This window comes from Pseudobdellovibrionaceae bacterium (assembly GCA_023898385.1).
Classification (GTDB): domain Bacteria; phylum Bdellovibrionota; class Bdellovibrionia; order Bdellovibrionales; family UBA1609.
This window is the reverse complement of record CP060220.1, coordinates 486,625-512,044: the sequence shown is the minus strand read 5'-3', so window position 1 is coordinate 512,044 and position 25,420 is coordinate 486,625. Positions and strand designations below refer to the sequence as shown.

Genomic DNA, 25,420 nt, shown 5'->3' with positions numbered 1-25,420 from the left:
ACTAAAACTCAAACCAAAGAATAAAGTAAGGATCTAGTGCTGTTCTTTTTAGCTTCGGTGACAATTCGGTTTCTGAGGAGCTCGTTTTTTCTTTTGAATACTCGGCGTATTTGTAGCTCAACCGAGGTCCTAAAAGAAAATTCGGGCTGCCAAAGAATTCAAAGTTGATTCCAAAGTCTATCTGATAGCCACTTCCTCCACGAAACACACTGGTTGTGGAGACATCACGAAGCTCCCACTCACAAATGGGCAAATAGTTGAACATTCCATAAAAGCTTCCATATACGTATCCCCCGGTAAGGCCATAGCCCACACGGGTATGCCTGGAGTCTCGGTAAAGACCAACCACTGGGTAATCGTTGGCTTTGATTTTTTCTTGTTCATAGCCATAATAAAGTCCCAAATACCACCCCTGTCGCCACTGGTAGCCTAATCGCAAATCCGTAAGGCCTTCCACTTGAGAAGATTGATTGTCGTCTTCACGACGGTCTTCGTTGTAGCTAAAGCCCCAACTGAATACGACGCGGTTGCCGGAGGCCGCATTTTTTTGTGTTTGATTCTGGGCAAAACAAGGCACCGCAGCCATAGCGATGACTGAGATAATCAGGTGCTTTATTGTGATAAAGTTTTGGATCAGCATCCTTACATTTCCAAAATAATAAAGTTGTTCAACTTCTCTTCGGCAGATATTTTAAAAACATTTATCACTTTGAGACATTTGGACTAAAGGACTAGGATTTAGGTCTTGGTCCCTAAAGGTATCCCTTTCCTTTTTGCGTTGCACAGCAGCTACGACGTAGCGCTGTGCAACGCAAAAAGGAAAGGGATACCTTTAGAGGCTTTGCCGAACTACGGCGCCGCAAGGATGACCGCATCAACATCAAGAGTGCCTTATGATTATAATGCCTTTTGCAATAATTGAAGAATCTCCCGCGTGCAAACACCACAGTTGGTAAACAAAGGGAGCCGGATACCTTCAGTTAGTTGAACAGGTTATGGAAGAAGCGCTTGATTTTGTATTTCCATCCAAACTTGCTGATCTCGTCTTCAACCAGTGGCTGAATGTCTTCCAGGTGATCTAGACCTGAAAAGATTTTTCCTTCCACAACCACGGTGGGCTGAATGCGAATGCCTAAGTGCTTGGCGTAATCGAGGTGGGCCGCCACTTCGTCTTTGGTTTTTCGGTTGAGAAAACACACCTTGAACTCATCCATATCTACGCCTGAGGCCCCGGCCACTTCATTGATGTTGGCTTCAGTGGGCTCTTTGCCGGATTCGGCGAATTTATCATAGAACTTCCAAAAAACTTTATCGCCCTGCTCTTTTAAACACATGGACGCTTCAGCCACCATTCGACTTTCTCGCTTCCACTCAGGGAAAAAATGCCGAAAAGCCAAGCGTACATCGTACTTATTTTGGACTCTTAGCTTCTCCACGTACTTCACCGCTTCAGCACATTCGGCGCAATCAAATCCAGCAAACACTTCTACTGTAATCGGGGCTTCTTCTCGCCCGAGGATGGGAGCCAGTTCATAGGTGGTGCTCAACTCACGCGTGGGAGCTGAAAAGTAGATTTCATAAGGAGATTGTGCAAAGATTTTTTCAGCGTAGGCTTTCATTTTTGCCTGTCTGATATTTTCTTTTAAAATATCCTCTAAGCGGTGGCGCAGGTTTTCATCAACAGGGTCACCAGCGGGGATTGTCTTTGCAATAAACTCGTCCACTTCTTTTTCGGTCACGGTGATGTCGCCGCCCAACACTTTTTCGCGAATGTAGTTTTCAGGTGGCATTCCGAAATCTTTGGCTTCGGAGAAAATCACACGGCGTGTGAAAAGGTCGTTTAGAATTTTTAAACGCGAATCAAAATATTTGTTTTCAAGTTCATAGAGTGACGCATGGTTATATTTAAAGCCCTGAGCTGGCCACGCCTCCCCCATAAATTGGGCCGAAAACCCCTGGGGCTCGCCCTCTGCAGGAGTCTTAAAACTCACTTTGATTCTTGGGTTTACTTCTATCCCGTACTTTGTTAACGACTGCTCAAAACTGGGCTTTGGCTCTTTGGCTACAAATTCAAGGGCCACTTTCTCATCACCTTCGATTTTTGACAGGTGATTTACAGCTTCACGGTAGAGCATTACGATTTTTACTTTTTCTATTTCAGAAACCAGGTCGCGTAAGTATCCCGATCGTTCAAGTAAAGATTCTTCTGTGATCTTTTTGTCTTTAAATTGAGCCACTAATCCTGGCTCGGGACTTTGCTTGACGACGTAGGGTTTTTTATCTTCACCCTTGTGACCCGATTTGGTGCACGACAAAGTGGTTGTCATTAATAATGCGGCAACAGCTACTGCACATCGTCTCATAAATCCCCCGACTGCGAACATTCGACGTTGACTGACCCTAGAGATTAAAAATTAGGCTCCGACTTCCATTGAAACATGACCCATGACCTCTTAGCAAGAGAACGGATCAGGACGGAGGTCTAGTTCCATAATCAACTTAAGGGCGCTGAGGTGTTCGGAGAATGGGCCTGTATTGAAATTCAAATTGCAGTGAGATGACTTAGAGAATCGCTGTTAAGGCGGTCAGAATTATCGCCACATCTTCATCCCAGCATTAGGTCGCCTTAATAATTAAGCCACGATCTGACCTTGGCAATGAACCTTTGCCAAAGGCCCTTCGGTTTTACGAGGACCTTCTCGTTCTCTATCATTTGTACCAAGTCACCTGATTGTGTGGTGCCCACAAAGACCTGTTCGCCAAACACCACGGTGGGCTGGGCTCTCACACCTATGTGCTCTGCATAATCCAAATGGTAGGCGACCACCTTTCGGTACCCCCCCGAGTAAAAACACTTTTTATAGGCTTTAAAGTCGAGGCCTAGATCTTCGGCCGCCTTATGCACCTGCGCCTCTAGAATTTGACCTGAAAGCAGAACCATAGCTTTCGCAAAAGCCCAAAACTGAGCGGGATCCTGATCGTAAATGCACATGGCCGCTTCGGACACCATTTTATTTTCTACCGGCCGATCTAAATAATAAAAACGAAATCTCAACTGAGCCTTCTGGGGATGACTATCCACATAGTGCATGAGACTCAAGAGAGTTTCACGACTGGCTTGATTGATAAAATTGCCAAAGACATCTACCGTCAACGCATTGGGGGCCTCATTGTAGGGCACAACCCACTCGCTATTTAGAGAGATTTTCACGGAAGGCAGAGCCATGTTTAATATGGCCTGATCTTTAGCAAAACCTTCTCTTAACATCTCATTGGTCACTTCATTCTTTTTTTCTTCAAGGGCTGCGGCCCTTAGATTTGTCTTTTGTCGGTCATTGAGGTCGGCCTCAATGATATTTTTTGCCTCTAAGAATTGCAAAAACTCCTCGTCACTCAATTCCATTTGACCATGAAACACGTCTTCCAACAGATAATCTTCCACGGTTTTGCCTGCACTTTTAGCTCGTTCAAAGAGCACTTTTTGCTGTATCAGCTGGGCCGTGGCCTTGAGAATCCCCTGGTACAGCAACCGCTCCAGCGTGGCTAAATAAAGATTCTTTGAACGCAATTGATCCTGTGTCACCCACTGATCCCCCACAAAAGCCACTCCTTGAGTTTCTTCTGTGACCTCGGAGTAACTCAAGTTTAAATCGGGAGGCAGATTGAGACCGAGTCGCTTCAGCGCCAATGCCATCCCCTGCGGTGTGGGCTGACCGTAGAATACGGCCTCACTCGCCGACTTGTCCGAAGCCCACCCCACAACCATAGCCGCCTGCAAATCTACAATTTCTTGCGACAAATCCTGCAGCGCCCGCCCCGGTTGCACATCTTGAAGTGTAATACTCTGATCATGAACAGTGGCCACCGCGGCCAAAGGCGTCCGCATCAACGCCAGAGGAGAAAGCGCCTCAGCAGACTCTTTAAAAACCACTCCCTCTGCAGAAACCTGTTTTAAAACAGTTTCCTCAGCCTTTTTCGTGCAGGAACCAATCAGCAAACTCAAACCGAAGATTAACAATAGATTTAATTTCATCATTTGAGTGTAAGAAAAAACCCGACACCTTGAAAGGTATCCCTTTACTTTTTGCGTTGCGCAGCGACGTGAGGTGCCTTAATCACCTGGTATCACCGCGCGATCATGGGGACGGCCCGCGCAGATACTGGAAATCTCTTGCGACCACGTCGTGGCCTTAACATCCTGGTGTCACCGCGCGATCATGGGGACGGCCCGCGGGGAAATCGGAGATCTCTTGCGGCCACTTCATCACCTTAACCGCCTGGTGTCACCGCGAGGCCATGGAGTCTGCCAGCTCGGGCGTGTCGGCTTTTGGTGCGCCCAATTGTAATTCGAACCAGATGAAGAGAGCGTCCCCAACCCACTTGAAATTTAAAAAAAAGTTCCTGAGATACGGTTTTTATTCTGTAAAATAAAAACTTATCTACAAAAAGGCGCCATTCCATGAAGAAAAGTGCGAACTCCGGCGTATGTTGGCCACCAAACCCGGTGGAGGCGGGCCACCTACCTGGTCGGATGTGGACCACTATTCTGGGATAAAGTGGGTCATCTGATGCCATTTTCCAGATAAGTGGCCCTCATGCTCCGGAACATGCAGAAAAGCACCAGACAACGTAAACATGCTGCAGGTCACATTCCCCAGGCCATGGGACAGGTAACGTTTTAGCCCAACAAAAACAGTTTTTTTAGGCGCCTCATTCTTTGGATTTAATTCATTCGGAAAAAAACCACCCCCTCAGAAGGTCACGGTGCGCCATGAATTCATTTTTTTCAGATCAATATTTTGACATTTTATTTTCTAAAAATTAAACTCGCGTCACATTTTGCGAGTTTTTTGAAATCGCTTTTCGAGGAGATCCAGTGAACATCAGGAGCTTAAGTGACAATCAACTACATCAGAATTTGCTAATTCTTAAATCGAACGAGTCTCGTATTGTTGCCAGAATTATCGCTCACCTTGAAGAGGTTTATCGGCGTCGACTGTTTGCTCACTATAAGTGCTCTTCTATTTACGATTACTGTATACGTATTTTAGGCTACTCCAACGGGGAAGCCCATAAAAAGATCAGCGCCTGTAAGCTGGCCTCGCATTGCCAGGGAGTAAAAGAATCCATTGCTCGCGGTGAGCTCAGCCTGTCAAATGCAGCGGCAGTTCAAGTGTTTTTAAACAAGAGCGCCAAATTACACCGCGACGATAAAGAGCAGGATCCGAACGAAACTATTGCAGGGCCTCTTTGGGAAGACTCGGGAGCGTATGCCCAGTTGGGCGCAGTTGAAAACTCCGGCGCCACTTCAGGTACAGCTTCAGGTACAGCTTCAGGTACAGCTTCAGGTACAGCTTCAGGTACAGTTCCAGGTACAGTTCCAGGTACAGTTCCAGGTACAGTTCCAGGTACAGTTCCAGGTACAGTTCCAGGTACAGTTCCAGGTACAGTTCCAGGTACAGTTCCAGGTACAGTTCCAGGTGCAGTTCCAGGTGCAGTTCCAGGCGCAACTCCAGGCGCAACTCCAGGCGCAACTTCAGGTGTCGTTTCAGGCGTCGGCCTTCGTGCAACGGCAGGGGCAAACACTTTGCCTACTCATCCTCAGTTTTCAGCAGCAAAACTTAACCCTAAGGCAATCATAGAACGCGTTAAAAACAAAAGCACCCGAGAGTGTGAGATCGAGCTCGAAAAAATTGCCAAAGAGAATAATTTGAAAACACCTGAATTAAAACCCAGCAAACGAAGCTATGGTGAAAAAACTATGTTAAAGGTTTTTTTAGACAGTGAAAAACTTCATTTGTTGAAATCCCGGTTGAATGTGGCCTGCGAGCAGGAGTTGTTGCAGCTTCTCGTTGAAGAAAAACTTAAAGCCACAGAGCCCGACACAACGACAAAGCTTAATGATAGAGCAAATCCAAGTCGTCGCGCCCGAAGCATTAGCCCGGGAAAGCGGGCTATTGTGATTAAAAACGCTCAACACCAATGTGAAAACTGTGGATCAAAGTACAGTTTGCAGATTGATCATAGAGTAAGCGTGGCCCTGGGGGGCAGCAACCATATTGAAAACCTAAGGCTCTTGTGCCGATCGTGCAACCAGCGAGCTGCTATTGAACAGTTGGGACTGAAGATGATGGATAAATACATCAACAAACAACCACCCTCTGAGAAGGTCTGACTGCGTTAAAGTGGCGCGAATGACATGAGTTTCTTTCGCTGTAGAATTTAGCATTCAAAAGGTCTTCAATCTGGAAACGCTCAACTTCGACGCACCAAACTCAAAGTAGCGCGAGCGGCATGAGTTTCTTTCACTGGAGAATTTAGCATTCAAAAGATCTTCAGCCTGGAAACGCTCAACTTCGACGTACCAAATTCAAAGTAGTGCGAGCGGCATGAGTTTCTTTCACTGGCGAATTTAGTGTCCAAAAGGTCTTCGAGCTCGAAAGGATTGGGCTTCTAGAGCCATTAAAAATATCAAATCTGTCCATTTTTTCCTTCTAAAAATCGTGTTTGGTACGAATTTTTGGGATTTTAAAAAAGAATTCTAAAAAATATAATTCACCCAGCTGGAACTCTGCTCTAGATACGGAAAGCGAAAGGAAAACAAAATAGAAACCCTTGGTAATCTCGTGGAAGTTTCAAGTGGAAAAAAATACGCTCAGAGCATGCGATCAAAGGGAGGACTACCCAGAACATTATTATTCTCTTGAAGAACACGTAAATCCGTACTTGATTAATCTTGATCCTAAAAGAAACTTCGATCGATCAGATATTTGTAAAACAAAAAGAACCATGGTGGTCTTTTTATTGAAATACTTCCCTTAGATCCTCTCATTGTATAGCGATATACAGTATCTTGGTCCGCCTGCAATACCAATATCGGTGGCATTTCTGGCAAAAGCAGGATGTCGGTTGCGACACCGCCGTGAAAATGTAGCGTATTGGTCAGTTTTTGCTGATCGACCTTTTGGCCGTTCAATATTTCCAACTTGAAGACCTTTTGGATACTAAATTCTCCAATGAAAGAAACTCATGTCATTCGCACCACTTTAACGCAGCCTGACCTTCTCAGGGGGTGGGTGGTTGTTTGTTGATATATTTATTCATCATCTTCAGTCCCAACTGTTAAATTGCGGCTCGCTGGTTACATGACCGACACAAGAGCCTTAGGTTTTAAATTCGTCTGTTGCCCCCCACAGGGACACGCTTACTTTATGATCTATCTGAAAACTGTGCTTTAACCCACAGTTTTCACATTGGTGTTGCAGGATAACTTTTTTGCGACCGGCTCGGCCACTTGAAGTTGCGCGCGAGCGATTTATGGCGCGCTAAAACGCAAGCCTAAACGCCAGATCGCGGCGTTTTTTCAGCGCAGGCAGGGTAGATCTTTTGCTGCCAGGCCTTGGACATCTAGTATGTTGGTCAGTTTTTTTGATCGACCTTGTACTGTTACAAGATAACTTTTTTACGGCAGGATTTATCAGTCACCTGGAGTTGCGCGCGAGCGATTTATGGCGCTCTAAAACGTAATCCTAAACGCCAGGTCGTGGTTTTTTTCAGCGCAGGCACGGCAGGTCTTTGGTTGCCAGGTCATGGACATTTAGCGTGTTGGTCAATTTTTGCTGATCGATCTTGCGCAGTTCCACGATAACCTTTTTGTGGCCGGCTTCTTCGGTCACTCGCACCTGCACGCGGTTAATTTCTTCTGTCATCACGCCTGGAAAAAGATCTGTAATGTTGTATTTCCAACCGTACCCATTATAGGCGTTGGGGTTTTCGATCAAATCATCCACTGTGTAATTGTGTTCGCTTGGGGGATTCATACGGTGGATTCGTAATGTAGAATCCGTCTGACCTAAGACCACTGCTAGCGCACATTTATCTTCTTCACCGATACGGATTTCTGAACTGGCCACAAGTTGAAAAATAGGGCCCGCTGGCTCTGGCGGAGCTGGCGTTGGGACTTCTTCTTGGGCCCCAACTGAGCTGCTAAAAACTACAAATGAAATAAACAAGATAATTTTTTTCATGCTTAAGACCCCGACCAATCTTGCCAGTTGATTAAAATGATACTTGGACGCCTGTCACTGCCCCCAGAAATGTCCGTGCCACCGTTATCCACAGCCGTACTCGTAGTTTGGCGATAACCTTGAATACCGCAACCCTGCCCTCCAAAATCCTGATTGTCTAACTCGGTATAAGTGCCCGAGTTTATCGATAACGTATTGCCACCAGCTGGGTCTCCCCAGGAACTTGCCAAGTAAGTCAACCCATCTACAGTACCTGCCAATGTAGTCGAAATATTGTTGATATTTGTTCCACCATTGTAACTACTGTTTGAACCGGAAATGGGAGCGGCTTGGTTGACGTGCTCCAACCAAGTACAAGTGATCAGTTGCGAATCCAGCGTTCCATTGTGCGTGACCGTAATAGCGTTGCCGCCTGTATTTGCCTGTATGCCGGCATCGTTGAGATAGAAGATTTCTGTCCGCGTACCCCAACCGCCGCCACCCACTGTTCCCTCTTCCGCGCCCTGTGTAAGGTTTCGATCCCCCCACTGCACATTAGTTACGTCTTTGGTACCACCAGAGTACTCAACATGAACTGAAACAACCAGGATTCGACCGCTGTTGTCGCTCCCCTGCTCAACACAGGTGCCACCAGACTGAAATGACGTACCGACGAGATCAACAACATCAGTTCTAAAGGCACCACTGTCTGTTGGAGTTCCTGCATTACCGGCGACATCTACGGCTCTAACAGTCACAAAGTAATTTGTGGCCACCGACATTGAGAGTCCTGTCTGCTGGTAAGTGAGAACATTTCCAATGTCAGTCCAGCCTCCGCTAACATCCGTATCTCCGGCCGTAGTTCCAACGGCAAATTCGTAGTGGTCAATTCCTGAGCAAGCATCCGTAGCGGCTGTCCATGTAAAGAGTGGGGACTGAGCATTAGCAGAACCTTTACGATTCGTAAGTGCTCCAACCACACTTGGCCCCGTGGCATCCACGCGGAATCCCGATGTATCTACGGCAAGTGTGGATTCGTTTCCTGATGTATCCACCATCTTCACTGTGGGATAATAATAAGTACACTCTGAAAGAGTGAGGCCCGTAAACTGGTGACTTGTGGATACCGCGGCAATATTTGTATATGAAACCACATCATCACAGCCTCCAGAAAGCGTACATAATCCCACTTCAATATGGTCAATGTCTGTGTCACCAGGATTAGTCCAGTTGAATGTGGGAGAAATCGAGCTATTCGTTATCAGATTTGCCGTCAACGTGACGCCTGTGGCTGGGTTTACCACTGTGTCGTAAGTGTAGGACAAACTTAAATCCACGCAGTTCGACTGGTTACCTACGGCATCTGTGATTTGCCCATAGTATTGTTTTAAGCCATCATCGCCACCGCCAGCCACATACCATGTTCCCGTCATCGTGGCGCTACCGGCTGCAATTGTATCTGAGGCCAATGCACCACCCGTACATGTGGGGTTGTCCCATACTTCAGTGGTTGAGCCATTTTCACCGACAATACCTGTTGCAGAGATGATTGGTGAGGCGTCGTTGGATCGCGAGCCGTTAGCCGGTGAGGATATCGTCCAACCGCTTGGGTCTGCCGGAGGAGTGGCGTCGAGGTTGTACGACACTGTGGCCGCAGAACAAATCGTGTTCCCGTAATCGTCTTCGGCTCTTGATGCAAATGTGTAGTTGGCTGTTCCCAATACACTTGACGTAATATTGATTGTGGCACCCGCTGCCGTTCCTGATCCCACCTGATTCGTACAGCTAGATTCTCTGTAAAGGGCCACACCCAATCCTGTGATGACACCGCCAATTTGAATCTGCGGAGTGGTGTCGTTATTCGGTGAAGTGGCCGGGTTGAGTAAACTCAATGTCATCGCTTCAACATAGCCTGTTCCCTGTACACCCAAAGTGCTATTTGTAGAAATCAAGCCATTATCAAAATCCACTTGAATAGTGTCGGATGCCGCTCCACCTGCAGAAGGGTTGAAGGCCACTTCGATATCACAGAAGGTACCAAACTCGAGATTGCCATCACAATCTCCGTTGTTACCTGGGTACAACCCGCCAGTGAAATCAAACACTCCGCCAAGACCACTTTCACCAAAACTTGAAGCGTCAATTCCGCCGTTATTCGTAATTCTAAAAATATAAGCCCCTTCGTTGGCACCATCTTCAAGCACGATTCCAAAATCATAAGGTCCAGGCGCATCGTTGAATACAACGTTGGCGGGGTTTTGAGCATTTCCAGTGAGATCCCTTGCCACCAACGTCATACCGGTTCCATCATTGTAATCGACAGTGATTGTGTCTGACTTCACACCGGCCGGAGCACCTGCTGAAAAACGCACAGTGATATCACATGTGGCTGAAATACTGCCCACAGGACACGTTCCTCCAGGGCCTGGCCAGCCACCGGGAATAGAAAAGTAAGTGCCCGTCGTAAAGGACTCGGCCACACTGGATGCCGGTACGCCACCAGCATAAGTGATTGTGATGGTTTCATCATTGTAGCCACCACCGATGGCCGCTCGATCAAAATCCACTTGTGGAAATCCTGAAAGCGTCAATACGGCTGGAGCAGCACCAATGCCAGAAAGCCCGCGTGTGGATGTGGGTGCTGCGGCTAAACCAGTGTGATAATCTGCTTGCAGAGTATCACTCAAGGCACCATTAGAGCCTGGAGCAAATCGCACCATAACTGTACAATCACCGCCAGGTGTGGGTGCAATCGTACCCGTACAAGTCCCGCCACCAATAATCGACCAATTTGTTCCCGTGGCCAAGCTAGGTACAAAACTTGTCGCATTCACGCCACCGTTGTTTCGAATGGTCATCGCAATGGCATTCGTACCGCCGCCTGAAGCCACAGTCCCAAAGAATGTGGGTTCCGCGCCCACAATGGTGATACTTGCAGGATCACCACTGGTTCCGTCGATGTCATGGCTATACTGCACGTTGGCTACACCGTTGTGGTAATCGATGGTCCAGTTTTCACTCACTGAGCCGGTCACAGTGGGCTCGTAATCTACGGTGATATCACAAGAACTTCCAGCCGGTAGCGGCTCTGGACAGTTTTCAGTGTTAATATTAAACGGCAAACCACTTACAGCAATCACAAGTCCCGTGGCATCAACACCACCTGTGTTTTGCACAGTAAATACTTCGCTATTGTCTGATGTATTCGGCAAAGTCCCACCGGATGAATAATCAAATGGATCCGATTGGCCAGATGTCACCACAATATTGGCCACTGCCGCGACCGCCCCAGTGACAGCCTGTGTTTCGTTCACGGCAGCGATGCTGTCGTTGTAGGCCACACTGATTGTGTCGTTTCGACTGCCGGCACCTGTGGGAGCAAAGGTGATACCAAAAGTACAAGAGGCTGCTGGAATAATTGTCATACCATCACTACATGTTCCAACTCCACCAAAAGCACCACCAGCAAAGCTCCATTGTGCGGGGAATGCTGCAAAGGCATTGTCAGTCACACCTGTGGCATCCATACCGCCGTTGTTTGTGATTGTAAACGTGCGCGTGGTTGACGAGCCATCACCTTTAGTACCAAAAGCGAAAGAATCTGGCACAGCCGTAATCACAAGCAGAGCTTTATTGTGTCCGTCACCAGTGACGTTAGCGGTTGCCGTGTCGGCACCTACGCCATTGCTAAAACCTAAAGTGATGGTTTCACTGTAGGCCACATCACCCGCATCAGAAGGAGCAAACCTCACTTGCAATGTACACGAAGCACCACCAGCAATAGTGCCCAACGGAGTACAAGTTCCACCCACAATACTAAATGGAGCAGCCAATGTTGATTCACTGATACCTGTGGCTGCAATGCTCGGTGATGAGTTTGTCACAGTAAACGTATGATCTAGCGTATCTGTGTGCGCCAAATCACCAAATCCAAAGGCATCTGGAGCAGCTGTGATGGTTAAATCTGCAGGAACGTCCGACACACCAGTCAGGCCATGTAACAATTGGGCTGCCCCTGTGCCGTCATCATAATCCACTTCTAGATTCACGCCATTCCACGTACCAGTTCCCACTGGTGAGAAATCCACCGACACTTGACATGATGTGGCCGGAGGCAATGGCTCAGGACAGTTTTCAGTATTGATCGCATAAGGTCCGCCGCTCACTCCGAAAGAAAGTCCTGTGGCATTTACACTGCCTTGGTTTTCAATAGTGAAAGAAGCATGGGTTGTGGTTGAACCATTAGCTCTTGTTCCAAAATCATAAGGATCGGCCTCAGCACTGGTTACAACAATGTTTGCTGGATTGGCCGCGGCACCGGTAATATTTTGGGTGGAATTGGTTGCACCTGTTCCGTCGTCATAGGTGATCGTGATTGTGTCGTTTCGACTTCCGGGCGCTCCCGCTGGGTCAAAGGCCACTCTGAACGTACATGTCCCTGCCGGCACAAGAGTTCCACCCGCAGAACATCCGCCACCGCCAGGGAAGGCTCCGCCAGAGAATGTATAATCCGCAAGGCCAAAGGCTGCACCGTTAATATTTGTGGCATCAAAGGCCCCATCGTTTCTTAATGTCAGTGTGTAAACTGTGGTTGAGCCAATCGCCCGCGTACCAAAGGCAAAAGTATCGGGGCTCGCAACAACGGTGATTGTAGCAGGGTCTTTACCCGTTCCATCCACCGCCGCTGTGGCTGGTGCGGCAGCACCCACGCCGTTATTGTATCCCAATGTGATGGTTTCACCATAGACAACGGTACCCGCGGCCGTAGGAGCAAATCGCACCACAATATTACAAGTTGTGCCCGCCGCAATAGAACCCAGTGGAGTACAAGTTCCACCCACAATGCTAAACGGAAGAGCCAAAGTGGATTCAGAAATTCCTGTGGCTGGTACACCGCCTGAGTTGGTCACTTCAAAGGTGTGATCGAGAGTTCCGCCATGAGCTACATCGCCGTAACTAAATGAGTCGGGGCTTGCTGCAATTGACAAGCTCGCCGGCGAGGCACTTGTACCCGTCACGCCGTGAGCCAGCTGATTGGCTCCCGTGCCATCGTCATAATCAATGGTCCAGTCATAAGGCGCATGCGTGGCTGTAGACACGGGCTCAAAATCTACCGTGACTTGACATGAAGTTGATGGCGGTAATGGCTCTGGGCAGTTTTCTGTATTGATATTATATGGGCCGCCTGAGACGTTAAACACCAAACTTGTGGCATCCACACCACCTTGGTTTTCAACTGTGAATATATGGCTAATGTCAGAACCATTGGCAATAGTGCCACCCGAAGAATAATTGTACGGATCGGCTTCACCACTTGTGACCACAATGTTTGCCGCATTGGCACCAGCGCCAAATATATTATTTGTAGAAACCTGTGCCGGATTTACACCGTCATTGTAATTGAGAGTGATAGTGTCGTTTCTTGCTCCCACAATGCTAGGAGTAAATGTCACTTGGAATGTACATGAACTTGCAGGGTTCAACGATCCACCACTTGTACATGTTCCCACACCGCCAAAAGTACCACCAGAGAACGTGTAGTCGCCCAAGCCGAAGGCCGCACCTGTAATATTGGTCGCCGGGCTATCGCCGTTGTTGGTGACCGTAAACATTTGCGTGTTCACTGATGTTGTGGCCAGTGTTCCAAAGTTGTGTCCCGCAGGAGTGATAGCAAGCAGAGCAGGATCTTCAGCCTGGCCGGTGATTGCTAAACTTGTGTTGGCCGCCGCGGCACCTGTGTTGTAGTCAATTTGTATAGAATCAGGGTACGTCTGGCTACCGACTCCTGCTGGCGCAAAACGCACTTCGATTTTACAACTGGATCCTGGACCTAAAGTGCCCAATCCATTACATGTTCCGTTGAGACCTGGCCATGAACCGCCACTAATAGTGTAAGGAGCACCCAAGCTTGATTCCACCAAGCCTGTGGCCTGTACACCACCACTGTTTGTAATGGTAAATAGATAATCTAAAGTATCTCCATGTGTAATGGTGCCGAAGTTAGATGAAACATCGGCAGACAGTGACAAGGAGGCTGGAGAGTTGCTTGTGCCCGTCAACCCATGAGTCATCTGGGCTGCGGCAGCGCCGTTATTATAATCTACCTCTAAATCAAATCCACTGTGAGTTCCTGTAGCCACTGGTGAGAAGTCCACATCAATCTGACAAGGTGATGCGGGTGGAAGTGGTTCAGGACAGTTTTCTGTATTAACTGAGTATGGCCCACCGCTGATACCAAAAACTAGGCCTGTGGCATCCACGCCACCTTGGTTTTCAATGGTGAACGAACTGTGTGTCACCGTGTGCGTGTTAGCCACCACACCAAAGTCTGATGAGAAATCATAAGGATCAGCCTCAGCACTGGTCACTACGATGCTAGCCGTGTTGGCTGCGGCACCTAATAGGGAGCCTGTGCTCACCTGAGCGGGGTTATTACCATCATCATAGTTAAGAGTGATGGTGTCATTTCTAGCACCTGGTGCGCCGGCTGGCACAAAGGAAACTTGGAACGTACAGCTTCCAGCTGGAGCTAATGATCCACCCGAAGTACAAGTGCCCACTCCGCCAAAAACTCCGCCCGAGAACGTGTAGTCAGCTAAACCGAAGGCCGCTCCAGTGATATTTGTTGCCGTGTAACTGCCGTTATTAGTTAGCGTAAACAATTGCGAGTTCGTTGAACCAATAGCTTTTGTATTAAAGTTATGTGGAACTGTTGTGATATCTAGGCTCGCTGGATTTATTCCATCACCGGTAATAGCCAATGTGGAGTTGGTTAGTGCCGAACCATTATGATAGCTCACATCAATAGAATTTGGATAAGTCACTGTACCCGCACCGGCAGGAGCAAATCGAATTTCTATTTTACAGCTGCCTCCAGCATTCAACGTGCCGCCCACATTACATGTTCCATTGTTTCCTGGCCACACGCCCCCTGCCAAACTAAATGGCGGAGTTAAAGCCACTTCAGCCATGGCCGTCGCTTGTAAACCACCACTGTTAGTGATGGTAAACAATAGATCCTTTGTTGTTCCATGCACCACACTACCAAAATCTGTGGATGTATCGGCGGTGATGGCAAGGTTTGCTGGATTTTCACCATTACCTTGGATATTGTGTGTTTCCGTCTGCGAAGCCGCACCGTCATTATACTGCAATTGAATAGTGTCGCTGAGAAGGGCAATCGCACCTGGAGTGAAATCCACTCTAAATGTACATGAGTTACCCGCAATGAGGTTGCCGCCACTCACGCAAGATCCACCACCGGGGAAGGCCGCGCCATTGTGATCAAAATGGGCCGCTCCAAATGCAAGCCCAGTAATACCAGAGGCTGTAACACCCCCTTGGTTTTCAACCGTAAATGCATATGTGGTTGTGCTCGCTAGAGGATGTGGTCCGAAATCATAAGGCTCAGCATCGGTCACAACCAAAAGGGCTGGATCGGCGGCCGTACCTTGCAAAGTCACGCTGTCCGTTTGAGTCACGCCTGTTCCGTCATCATAGCTAATGTCAACGTCGTCACTGGTCGGCCCATTTGCTGGCGGCTGATACATCACTTCGATAGTACAAGTGTTTCCAGCACCAGGAAGAATTGTGGCACCGCAAGTTCCCAATGTTCCAGGATAGCCAAGTCCACCTGTGTAGTCATAAGGCGACGCCAAGGCTGATCCAGGAGCTGCACTTGTGGCATCTACACCACCGACGTTTTCTAGAGTGATAATTGCTGTTTTCGTTGATCCTCGAGCCACTGTACCCCAGTTTTGTGGCGTGGGCGTAAATGTGAGGCTTGCTGGATCAGCCGCGCCCCCTTGCACGTCTTGCGTGGCCGTCGCTGCAGGATTGGCTCCGTCATCGTAAGTGATTGTAATAGTATCTGAATAAGGACCATTGGCCGTTGGAGCAAATTCAACCACGATATCACAACTTGCACCTGCTGCGAGAGTTCCGTTAAGCACACAGTTACCGCCCGTTCCTGGGAATGTACCGTTTAAGAAATCAAACTCAGCCGTGGGAACAGCACCTGTGATATTTGTGGCATCGGCCGCACCTGCAAGGTTTGTTAATGTAAATGTAGCCGTAGCTGTACCGTCTCTGGCGATAGTGCTGTAATCATATGTTCCCCCTGGTGCAATCGTGATGACTGCGGCCGGTACTGCCGTACCATCCACAGGAAGCTGCACATTCGTAAGAACCGCACCATCATTGTATGTGATTGTGACGTCGTCACTCAACGCGCCCAGTGCTGTCGGCACAAATTCCACTTCCACCGTACAGTTATTTATCGCACCCGGCTGAATCGTATTCGTACATGTACCGTTTGTTCCTGGATATCCGCCCAAGCCCGTAAACTTAAAGTGAACTGTTGAGAAGGCTCCGCCACCCACACCTGTGGCATCAGTTCCGCCCACATTTTCTACAGTGAACAGACGAACTGTGGACGAACCATCAGCATGGCTTGGTGGGCTGAAATCATACCCTGGCGCATCAGCAAAAATTAGCTGAGCAGGAGTGATACTATCACCCGTCAAACTGTGCGTCACATTTGTCGCGCCAACACCGTCATGGAAATTCACAGTGAGAGTGTCTGTGTGCGTACCTGATGATGTGGGATCAAAATCCACATCCACAGTACATGTAGAAGCTGGCGCCAAAGTCCCCGCACATGTGGTTGCGGCAATACTGTATGGCAATGTCAACGCGGGCACCGCCACGGCTGTTGCCGTTACGCCACCATCATTTCTGAAAGTGAATTGATGAGTGGCATTGGCTCCATTTGTAACTGTTCCGTAGTCATATGGTGTGGCCTCACCGCTGATGAGCACAATGTCGGCTGGATCTTGAGCACTTCCAGTGATCGCCTGAGTCACATCTGTGGCCGCTACGCCATCATGATAATTAATGTCAACAGAGTCATTTCTTGCACCCGCAACACCGGCTGGCACAAACTCCACTCTAAATGTACATGTAGCAGCGTTAGCGAGTGTTCCGCCGTTAGTACAAGTTCCGCCACCAGGGAAAGCGCCTCCTGCAAATGCATATTCTGGAGCCAATCCAAAAGCATCACCCGTAATCGCTGTGGCATCCATTTCACCGGCATTTGTCAGTGTCCATTCATGCACCGATGTTGAACCAATCGGCTGTGGACCAAATCCAAATGCGTCAGGGTTTGCGGTAATAGTGAGTAGGGCTCTTGTTCTGGCATCGCCATTTAAAACCGCCGTGGCATTCGGTGGTCCTGCAATTGTACCATCGCTGTAAGCCAATGAAATCGTATCTGTGGCTAGTCCACTCACTGAGGGCGTCCAACGCACGATAATTGTACAGTTGGCTCCGGAAGCTATAATACCTGTACCTGGACATGTGCCGCCACCTGGATAACCACCGGGCATACTCCAGTCTCCGCCCAATCCTGTTTCTGTAATACCTGTGGCATCCACATCCCCAGAGTTGGTCACTGTGAACGTATGATCTACTGTGGTTGTAGTTTCTTGAATACCCCAGTTGAATGAGTCTGGGTTTGCTGCAATAGCCAAGCTTGCTGGGTTCACACCGTTACCATCTAGATCAGCCGTGGCGCTTGTTCCTGCAGCTCCGTTATTGTAAGTGAAATTAATTTGATCACTTTGCGCACCGGTCGATGTGGGTGTAAATTCCACTTCAATTAAACAGCTCGATGTGGGCGTTAAGCTACCCGCAGCCACACAGTTACCACCCGATCCAGGGAAGCCCCCGCCAGTGTAGTTAAAATCACCCGTGAGACTTGTCTCATTCATATTGGTCACAACAAAGTCACCAGTATTGGTGATGGTAAATACTTGTGGTGTGCTGGCACCGGCATTGGCGACATCACCAAAATCATGGGGATCTGGAGCTATAGTCAATAGACCCACATTCACCGCGTTACCGTCTACTTGGGCGGTTTGATTGACGTTGCTAGATCCATTAAAGTAACTAAAGTCGATAAAATCAGTATCTACGTTAACAACTGTAGGGTTGTAGTAAACTTCGATATCGCAACTGGCTAGTGGTGCCAGAGTTTGACCCGCCGTACAGTCACCATTGGTACCTGGGAATACGCCACCTGTGTATTTAAATGGATCTGCCAAGCCCACTTCATTCACTAAAGTGGCATCATAGCCACCGTTATTAGTGATGGTGAAGATTTGCGCAGCACTGGAACCGCCGATAGCCATATCACCAAAATCATGGCTTGCAGGCACGATATCTAGATCAGCAGGAATCACACCGGTACCGGTCAGGGCTTGCGCCACACTGGTGTTCATAGCTCCGTTGTTATAATCCAAAGTGATCGTTTCACTGTGCGGAGCTGAAGCCAGTGGCGCATAGCGAACCACAATATTACAACTTGTTCCCGCATTAATTGTCGGTCCGCAAGGGATTGTGGCTCCTGTACCAGGATATCCACCTGGCATTGTAAACGGAGCCACCAATGTGGACTCACTCACGCCAGTAGCATTAATGTCGCCAGAGTTCGTGACGGTAAATTCATGATCCACGGTGGTAGTCACGGCCACGTTACCGTAGGCGAATCCATCTGGAACAGCTGAGATACCAAGTACGGCTGGGTTATCACCTTGACCACTCACGGACTCGGTCACAGATGTATTGCTCGCACCATTGTTAAAGTTTAATTGAATGGTATCTGAAAGGGCGCCGGTTGAACCAGGTATAAACTCCACTACAAATGTACAGCTGCCGCCGCCTGAAGGAATCGTTCCACCATTTGTACAAGTTCCAGAACCAGGGAAAGCGCCTGTTTCAAACTGGAAGTTGGCTGTTCCAAAGGCCGCGCCCGTGACGTTTGTGGCATCCACTCCACCTGAGTTAGTCACTGTAAAGATCTGCTGTGTGGTGCTTGTTAGAGCATGGCTTCCGTAGTCAAATGCATCTGGAGTGATATCCAAAGTCGCAGGAGCCACCGATGTCCCCTGCAAGGTCACACTGGCAGTGACAGGGGCCACTGTTGTGCCATCATCATAATCTAAATCCACATCATCACTGGTCGCACCCAGGCCTGATGGCAAATACTGCACTTCAATAAGACATGTGTTGCCACCACCAGGTAAAATGGTGCCCGTACATGTACCGTTAGTTCCAGGATAACCCAAACCACCGGTGTAACTGTAGGGGTTGGCAAGCACTGAGCCTTCAATAACGCCGGTGGCATTTACAGCACCCGTGTTTTCTACGGTGATTAAAGTGATGTTCGTTGAACCATTAGCCACATTGCCCCAGTCTTGTGGGTCCGGAGTGAATGTTAATAGTGCTGGATCTGTGGCCACACCTTGCACGTTTCTTGTGGCCGTCACACCCACAGCCACACCGTTATCATATGTGATCACCATGGTGTCGGAGTCTGAGTTGTTCACTGTGGGAGCGTATTCCACAACCACATCACAAGTTGTACCACCTGCTAAGCTTCCGCCGTTCACGCATGTTCCACCAGCACCAGGGAAAGTGCCGCCTAAGAACCCAAACTCAGGACCAGTAAAACTTCCAGCTAAGTTTGTGGCATCCACAGCACCAGCAGCGTTGGCTAATGTGAGAATTTGTGTTGTTGTACCATTTCGTGCAATAGTGCCAAAGTTCACAGGTCCTGCCGGAGTGATGGTGATCAACGCCGCTGGAGCACCTGTTCCGTCTATTTGTAACTGGTTACTTGTCGCACCCACGCCGTTATTGAAGCTCAAGATCACATCATCAGTGTGCGCACCACTGGCTTGTGGGATAAACTCCAATTCAATTTGGCAACGGCCGCCCACTCCAGGCACGATCGGCGTTGTACATGTGCCCAAGGTTCCTGGATATCCACCTGCACCTGTGAACTTAAAGTGAGTGCCTGTGGTGAAAGATCCACCCACGCCCACAGCATTTACTTCACCAATGTTTTCAACCCAGAACAGTCTCGACACCGACGAGGCATTGGCCGCTACACCAAAGTCATATGAAGGTGCATCATCAAACACCAGTTGAGCGGGCAATGCACCTGTACCATCAAGGCCATGCAACATCTGACTTGTGCCAGTGGCATCCGTATAATCTATAGTTAAGTTATCGCCATTATAAGTTGCACTTCCCACTGGAGTAAAATCCACATCCACTGTACATGTGGCACCGGCCGCAATGGTTGCACCACAAGTTGTGGCGTTAATAGCAAATGGACCACCACTTACGCCCACACTCACGCCTGTGGCATCCACGCCACCTGTGTTTTGTACTGTGAACGAACTGTGCGTGCTTGTCGCACCCACAGCCACTGTTCCAAAGTCATACGGATCTAACTCACCACTGATCACAACAAGGTTTGCTGGGTTAGCTGCTGTGCCCGTAATGGCCTGAGTCACATCGGTGGCCGCCACTCCATCATGATAGTTCACATCAACGTCGTCGTTTCGGGCACCGGCGACACCGGCTGGTACAAACTCCACTCTAAATGTACATGTAGCCAGACTTGCCAGTGTGCCACCATTCACACATGTTCCGCCACCTGGGAAGGTTCCACCAGCAAATGCATACTCTGGTGCTAAGGCAAATGCATCGCCAGCAATAGCTGTAGCGTCCATCTCTCCTGTGTTGGTCAGCGTCCATTCGTGCACTAAAGTAGACCCAATAGGACGGGCACCAAAACTAAACGCATCGGGGTTAGCGGTGATAGTTAACAGAGCTCTTGTTCGCGCATCCCCATTCAATGCCGCTGTGGCATTCGGCGGGCCTGCAATTGTGCCATCATTGTAAGCCAATGAGATCGTATCTGTAGCTAGACCACTCACCGAAGGTGTCCAACGCACGATGATCGTACAGCTGGCACCTGATGCAATAGTACCTGTACCTGGACATGTACCACCACCTGGATAACCACCTGGCATACTCCAGTCGCCGCCCAATCCTGTTTCTGTAATACCTGTGGCATCCACATCCCCAGAGTTGGTCACTGTGAACGTATGATCTACTGTGGTTGTAGTTTCTTGAATACCCCAGTTGAATGAGTCTGGGTTTGCTGCAATAGCCAAGCTTGCTGGGTTCACACCGTTACCATCTAGATCAGCCGTGGCGCTTGTTCCTGCAGCTCCGTTATTGTAAGTGAAATTAATTTGATCGTTTTGGACACCTGTCGATGTGGGTGTAAATTCCACTTCAATTAAACAGCTCGACGTGGGTGTTAAGCTACCCGCAGCCACACAGTTGCCACCGGCTCCAGGGAAGCCCCCGCCAGTGTAGTTAAAATCTCCTGTGAGACTTGTCTCATTCATATTGGTCACAACAAAGTCACCGGTGTTGGTGATGGTAAATACTTGTGGCGTGCTGGCACCAGCATTAGCCACGTCACCAAAATCATGTGGATCTGGAGCTATGGTCAATAGACCCACGTTCACCGCATTGCCATCCACTTGGGCTGTTTCATTGACTGACCCCACACCATTATCGTAACTGAAATCAATAAAATCTGTGTCCACATTCACAACTGTAGGGTTGTAGTAAACTTCGATATCGCAACTGGCTAGTGGTGCCAGTGTTTGGCCAGCGGTACAGTCACCATTGGTTCCAGGGAATACACCACCCGTGTATTTAAATGGATTGCCTAAGCCCACTTCGGTTACAAGTGTGGCATTAAATCCACCATTGTTTGTGATGGTGAAGATTTGCGCGGCACTGGATCCACCTATGGCCATATCGCCAAAATCGTGACTTGCAGGCACGATATCTAGATCAGCAGGAATCACACCGGTACCGGTCAGGGCTTGCGCCACACTGGTGTTTATAGCTCCGTTATTGTAATCCAAAGTGATCGTTTCACTGTGCGGAGCTGAAGCCAGTGGCGCATAGCGAACCACAATATTACAACTTGTTCCCGCATTAATTGTCGGTCCGCAAGGAATTGTGGCTCCTGTACCAGGATATCCACCTGGCATTGTAAACGGAGCCACCAATGTGGACTCACTCACGCCAGTAGCATTAATGTCGCCAGAGTTCGTGACGGTAAATTCATGATCCACGGTGGTAGTCACGGCCACGTTACCGTAGGCAAATCCATCTGGAACAGCTGAGATACCAAGTACGGCTGGGTTATCACCTTGACCACTCACGGACTCGGTCACAGATGTATTGTTGGCACCATTGTTGAAGTTTAATTGAATGGTATCTGAAAGGGCGCCGGTTGAACCAGGTATAAACTCCACTACAAATGTACAGCTGCCGCCGCCTGAAGGAATCGTTCCACCATTTGTACAAGTTCCAGAACCAGGGAAAGCGCCTGTTTCAAACTGGAAGTTGGCTGTTCCAAAGGCCGCACCCGTGACGTTTGTGGCATCCACTCCACCTGAGTTAGTCACTGTAAAGATCTGCTGTGTGGTGCTTGTTAGAGCATGGCTTCCGTAGTCAAATGCATCTGGAGTGATATCCAAAGTCGCAGGAGCCACCGATGTCCCTTGCAAGGTCACACTGGCAGTGACTGGAGCCACTGTTGTGCCATCATCATAATCTAAATCCACATCATCGCTGGTCGCGCCCAGACCCGATGGCAAGTACTGCACTTCAATAAGACATGTGTTGCCGCCACCAGGTAAGATGGTGCCCGTACATGTACCGTTAGTTCCAGGATAGCCCAATCCACCGGTGTAACTGTAGGGGTTGGCAAGCACTGAGCCTTCAATAACGCCTGTGGCATTTACAGCACCCGTATTTTCAACAGTAATGAGTGCAATGTTCGTTGAACCATTAGCCACATTGCCCCAGTCTTGTGGATCTGGAGTGAATGTTAATAGCGCTGGATCTGTGGCCACACCCTGAACATTTCTTGTGGCCGTCACACCCACAGCCACACCGTTATCATATGTGATCACCATGGTGTCGGAGTCTGAGTTGTTCACTGTGGGAGCGTATTCCACAACCACATCACAAGTTGTACCACCTGCTAAGCTTCCGCCGTTCACGCATGTTCCACCAGCACCAGGGAAAGTGCCGCCTAAGAACCCAAACTCAGGACCAGTGAAACTTCCAGCTAAGTTTGTGGCATCCACAGCCCCGGCAGCGTTGGCCAGAGTCAATATCTGTGTGGTCGTACCATTTCGAGCAATAGTGCCAAAGTTTACAGGTCCTGCGGGAGTAATGGTGATCAGTGCCGCTGGAGCACCTGTTCCGTCTATTTGTAACTGGTTACTTGTCGCACCCACGCCGTTATTGAAGCTCAAGATCACATCATCAGTGTGCGCACCACTGGCTTGTGGGATAAATTCCAATTCAATTTGGCAACGGCCGCCAGGACCTGGCACAATCGGCGTTCCGCAAGAACCCAAAGTTCCAGGATATCCACCCACACCAGTAAACTTAAAGTGTGTGCCTGTAGTAAAGCCACCTGCTAGACCGACAGCGTTTACTTCACCAATATTTTCAACCCAGAACAATCTCGACACAGACGAGGCATTGGCAGCGATACCAAAATCATATGAAGGTGCATCATCAAACACCAGTTGAGCTGGCAACGCGCCTGTACCATCAAGGCCATGCAACATCTGAGTTGTTCCTGTGGCATCCGTATAATCTATTGTTAAATTGTCACCGGCGATCGCTCCACTTCCCACTGGAGTGAAATCCACATCCACTGTACATGTGGCACCGGCTGCAATGGTTACACCACAAGTTGTGGCGTTAATAGCAAATGGACCACCACTTACACCCACACTCACGCCTGTGGCATCCACACCACCTGTGTTTTGTATTGTGAACGAACTGTGCGTGCTTGTCGCACCCACAGCCACTGTTCCAAAATCATAAGGGTCTAACTCGCCGCTGATCACAACAAGGTTTGCTGGATCTTCAGCACTTCCCGTTATCGCTTGAGTCACATCCGTGGCCGCGACACCATCATGATAGTTCACATCAACGCTGTCGTTTCGGGCACCGGCGACACCAGCTGGTACAAATTCCACTCTAAATGTACACGTGGCTAGACTTGCTAATGTGCCACCGTTTGTACAAGTTCCACCACCTGGGAATGTGCCGCCGCTGGCAAAAGCATATTCAGGGGCTAAACCAAACACATCACCAGCAATCGCTGTAGCATCCATTTCACCGGTATTGGTTAGTGTCCACTCATGCACCGTGGTTGAGCCGATCGGCTTTGGACCAAATCCAAATGCATCAGGGTTAGCGGTGATCGTCAATACAGCTCTTGTTCGCGCATCCCCATTCAATGCCGCTGTGGCATTCGGTGGTCCTGCAATTGTGCCATCATTGTAAGCCAATGAGATCGTATCTGTAGCTAGACCGCTCATTGAAGGTGTCCAACGCACGATGATTGTACAGCTGGCACCTGATGCAATAGTACCTGTACCTGGACATGTACCACCACCTGGATAACCACCTGGCATACTCCAGTCGCCGCCCAATCCTGTTTCTGTAATGCCCGTGGCATCCACATCACCCGAGTTGGTCACTGTGAATGTGTGATCCACAGTTGTTGTTGTTTCTTGAATGCCCCAGTTAAATGAATCAGGGTTGGCTGCAATGGCTAGACTTGCTGGATTCACACCGTTACCATCAAGATCAGCTGTGGCATTCACCGTGGCCGCTCCGTTAAAGTAACTAAAATTCACTTGATCGTTTTGGACACCCGTCGATGTGGGCGTGAATTCCACTTCAATTAAACAGCTCGACGTGGGCGTCAAACTACCCGCAGCCACACAGTTACCACCGGTTCCTGGGAAGCCCCCGCCAGTGTAATTAAAATCACCTGTGAGGCTTGTTTCATTCATTGATGTCACGATGAATGCGCCACCATTAGTCACCGTAAATACCTGCGGCGTGCTCGCACCACCGTTAGCCACATCGCTAAAATCATGCGGATCTGGAACTATGGTCAATAGGCCCACGTTCACCGCATTACCATCCACTTGGGCGGTTTCATTGACAGGACCCACACCATTATCGTAACTGAAATCAATAAAATCCGTGTCCACATTCACAACTGTAGGGTTGTAATAAACTTCGATATCACAACTCGCTAGCGGTGCCAGCGTTTGGCCAGCGGTACAATCACCATTGGTACCTGGGAATACGCCACCTGTGTATTTAAATGGATCTGCCAATCCCACTTCATTCACTAAAGTGGCATCATAACCACCGTTGTTAGTGATGGTGAAGATTTGCGCAGCACTGGAACCGCCGATAGCCATATCACCAAAATCATGGCTGATAGGTACGATATCTAGATCGGCTGGAATTACACCCGTACCCGTCAAGGCCTGAGCCACAAGGGCAGCGCCAGCACCATCGTTGTAATTCAATGTGATCGATTCAGAATGTGGTGCTGCGGCCAGTGGCGCATAGCGAACCACAATATTACAACTTGTGCTCGCATTGATAGTCACACCACATGGAACTGTGGCTCCTGTACCCGG

6 protein-coding genes (1 of these 6 cut by a window edge) are annotated in these 25,420 nt (G+C 48.8%); 1 reads left to right on the top strand and 5 read right to left on the bottom strand.

What is annotated here, in order from left to right; translation table 11 throughout:
* Position 1 precedes the first annotated feature (1 nt).
* From H6626_02065 to H6626_02055, 3 genes are all read right to left on the bottom strand, one after another.
* Positions 2-640, bottom strand: a complete 639-nt coding sequence (locus tag H6626_02065; GenBank protein ID USN47898.1) for a hypothetical protein — start codon at positions 638-640, stop codon at positions 2-4.
* Positions 641-980: 340 nt separating this feature from the next.
* A complete protein-coding gene (locus H6626_02060; GenBank protein ID USN47897.1) occupies positions 981-2,363 on the bottom strand; it encodes a thioredoxin domain-containing protein in 1,383 nt (460 codons plus the stop codon).
* Between the two features lie 263 nt (positions 2,364-2,626).
* Entirely contained in the window at positions 2,627-4,036 is a 1,410-nt protein-coding gene (locus tag H6626_02055) for a thioredoxin domain-containing protein (GenBank protein USN47896.1), read from the bottom strand.
* A 1,725-nt stretch (positions 4,037-5,761) separates the two neighbouring features.
* Here H6626_02055 and H6626_02050 point away from each other — a divergent pair.
* A complete protein-coding gene (locus tag H6626_02050) occupies positions 5,762-6,175 on the top strand; it encodes an HNH endonuclease (GenBank protein ID USN48929.1) in 414 nt (137 codons plus the stop codon).
* Positions 6,176-7,553: 1,378 nt separating this feature from the next.
* On the opposite strand, the gene H6626_02045 is transcribed toward H6626_02050, so the two are convergent.
* Both H6626_02045 and H6626_02040 read right to left on the bottom strand, forming a co-directional pair.
* On the bottom strand, positions 7,554-8,027 hold the full coding sequence (locus tag H6626_02045) for a hypothetical protein (protein ID USN47895.1): 474 nt from the start codon (positions 8,025-8,027) through the stop codon (positions 7,554-7,556).
* A 2-nt stretch (positions 8,028-8,029) separates the two neighbouring features.
* Positions 8,030-25,420 carry the 3' portion of a choice-of-anchor D domain-containing protein gene (locus H6626_02040; GenBank protein USN47894.1) on the bottom strand. The gene runs 13,992 nt beyond the window's last position, so 17,391 of the gene's 31,383 nt are visible here — the last part of the coding sequence; its start codon lies off the right edge, out of view — the gene reads right to left on this strand; its stop codon occupies positions 8,030-8,032.

Coding starts and splice junctions, on each gene's coding strand:
- H6626_02065 (USN47898.1), bottom strand. CDS start 640: ATGCTGATCCAAAACTTTATCACAATAAAGCACCTGATTATCTCAGTC.
- H6626_02060 (USN47897.1), bottom strand. CDS start 2,363: ATGAGACGATGTGCAGTAGCTGTTGCCGCATTATTAATGACAACCACT.
- H6626_02055 (USN47896.1), bottom strand. CDS start 4,036: ATGATGAAATTAAATCTATTGTTAATCTTCGGTTTGAGTTTGCTGATT.
- H6626_02050 (USN48929.1), top strand. CDS start 5,762: ATGTTAAAGGTTTTTTTAGACAGTGAAAAACTTCATTTGTTGAAATCC.
- H6626_02045 (USN47895.1), bottom strand. CDS start 8,027: ATGAAAAAAATTATCTTGTTTATTTCATTTGTAGTTTTTAGCAGCTCA.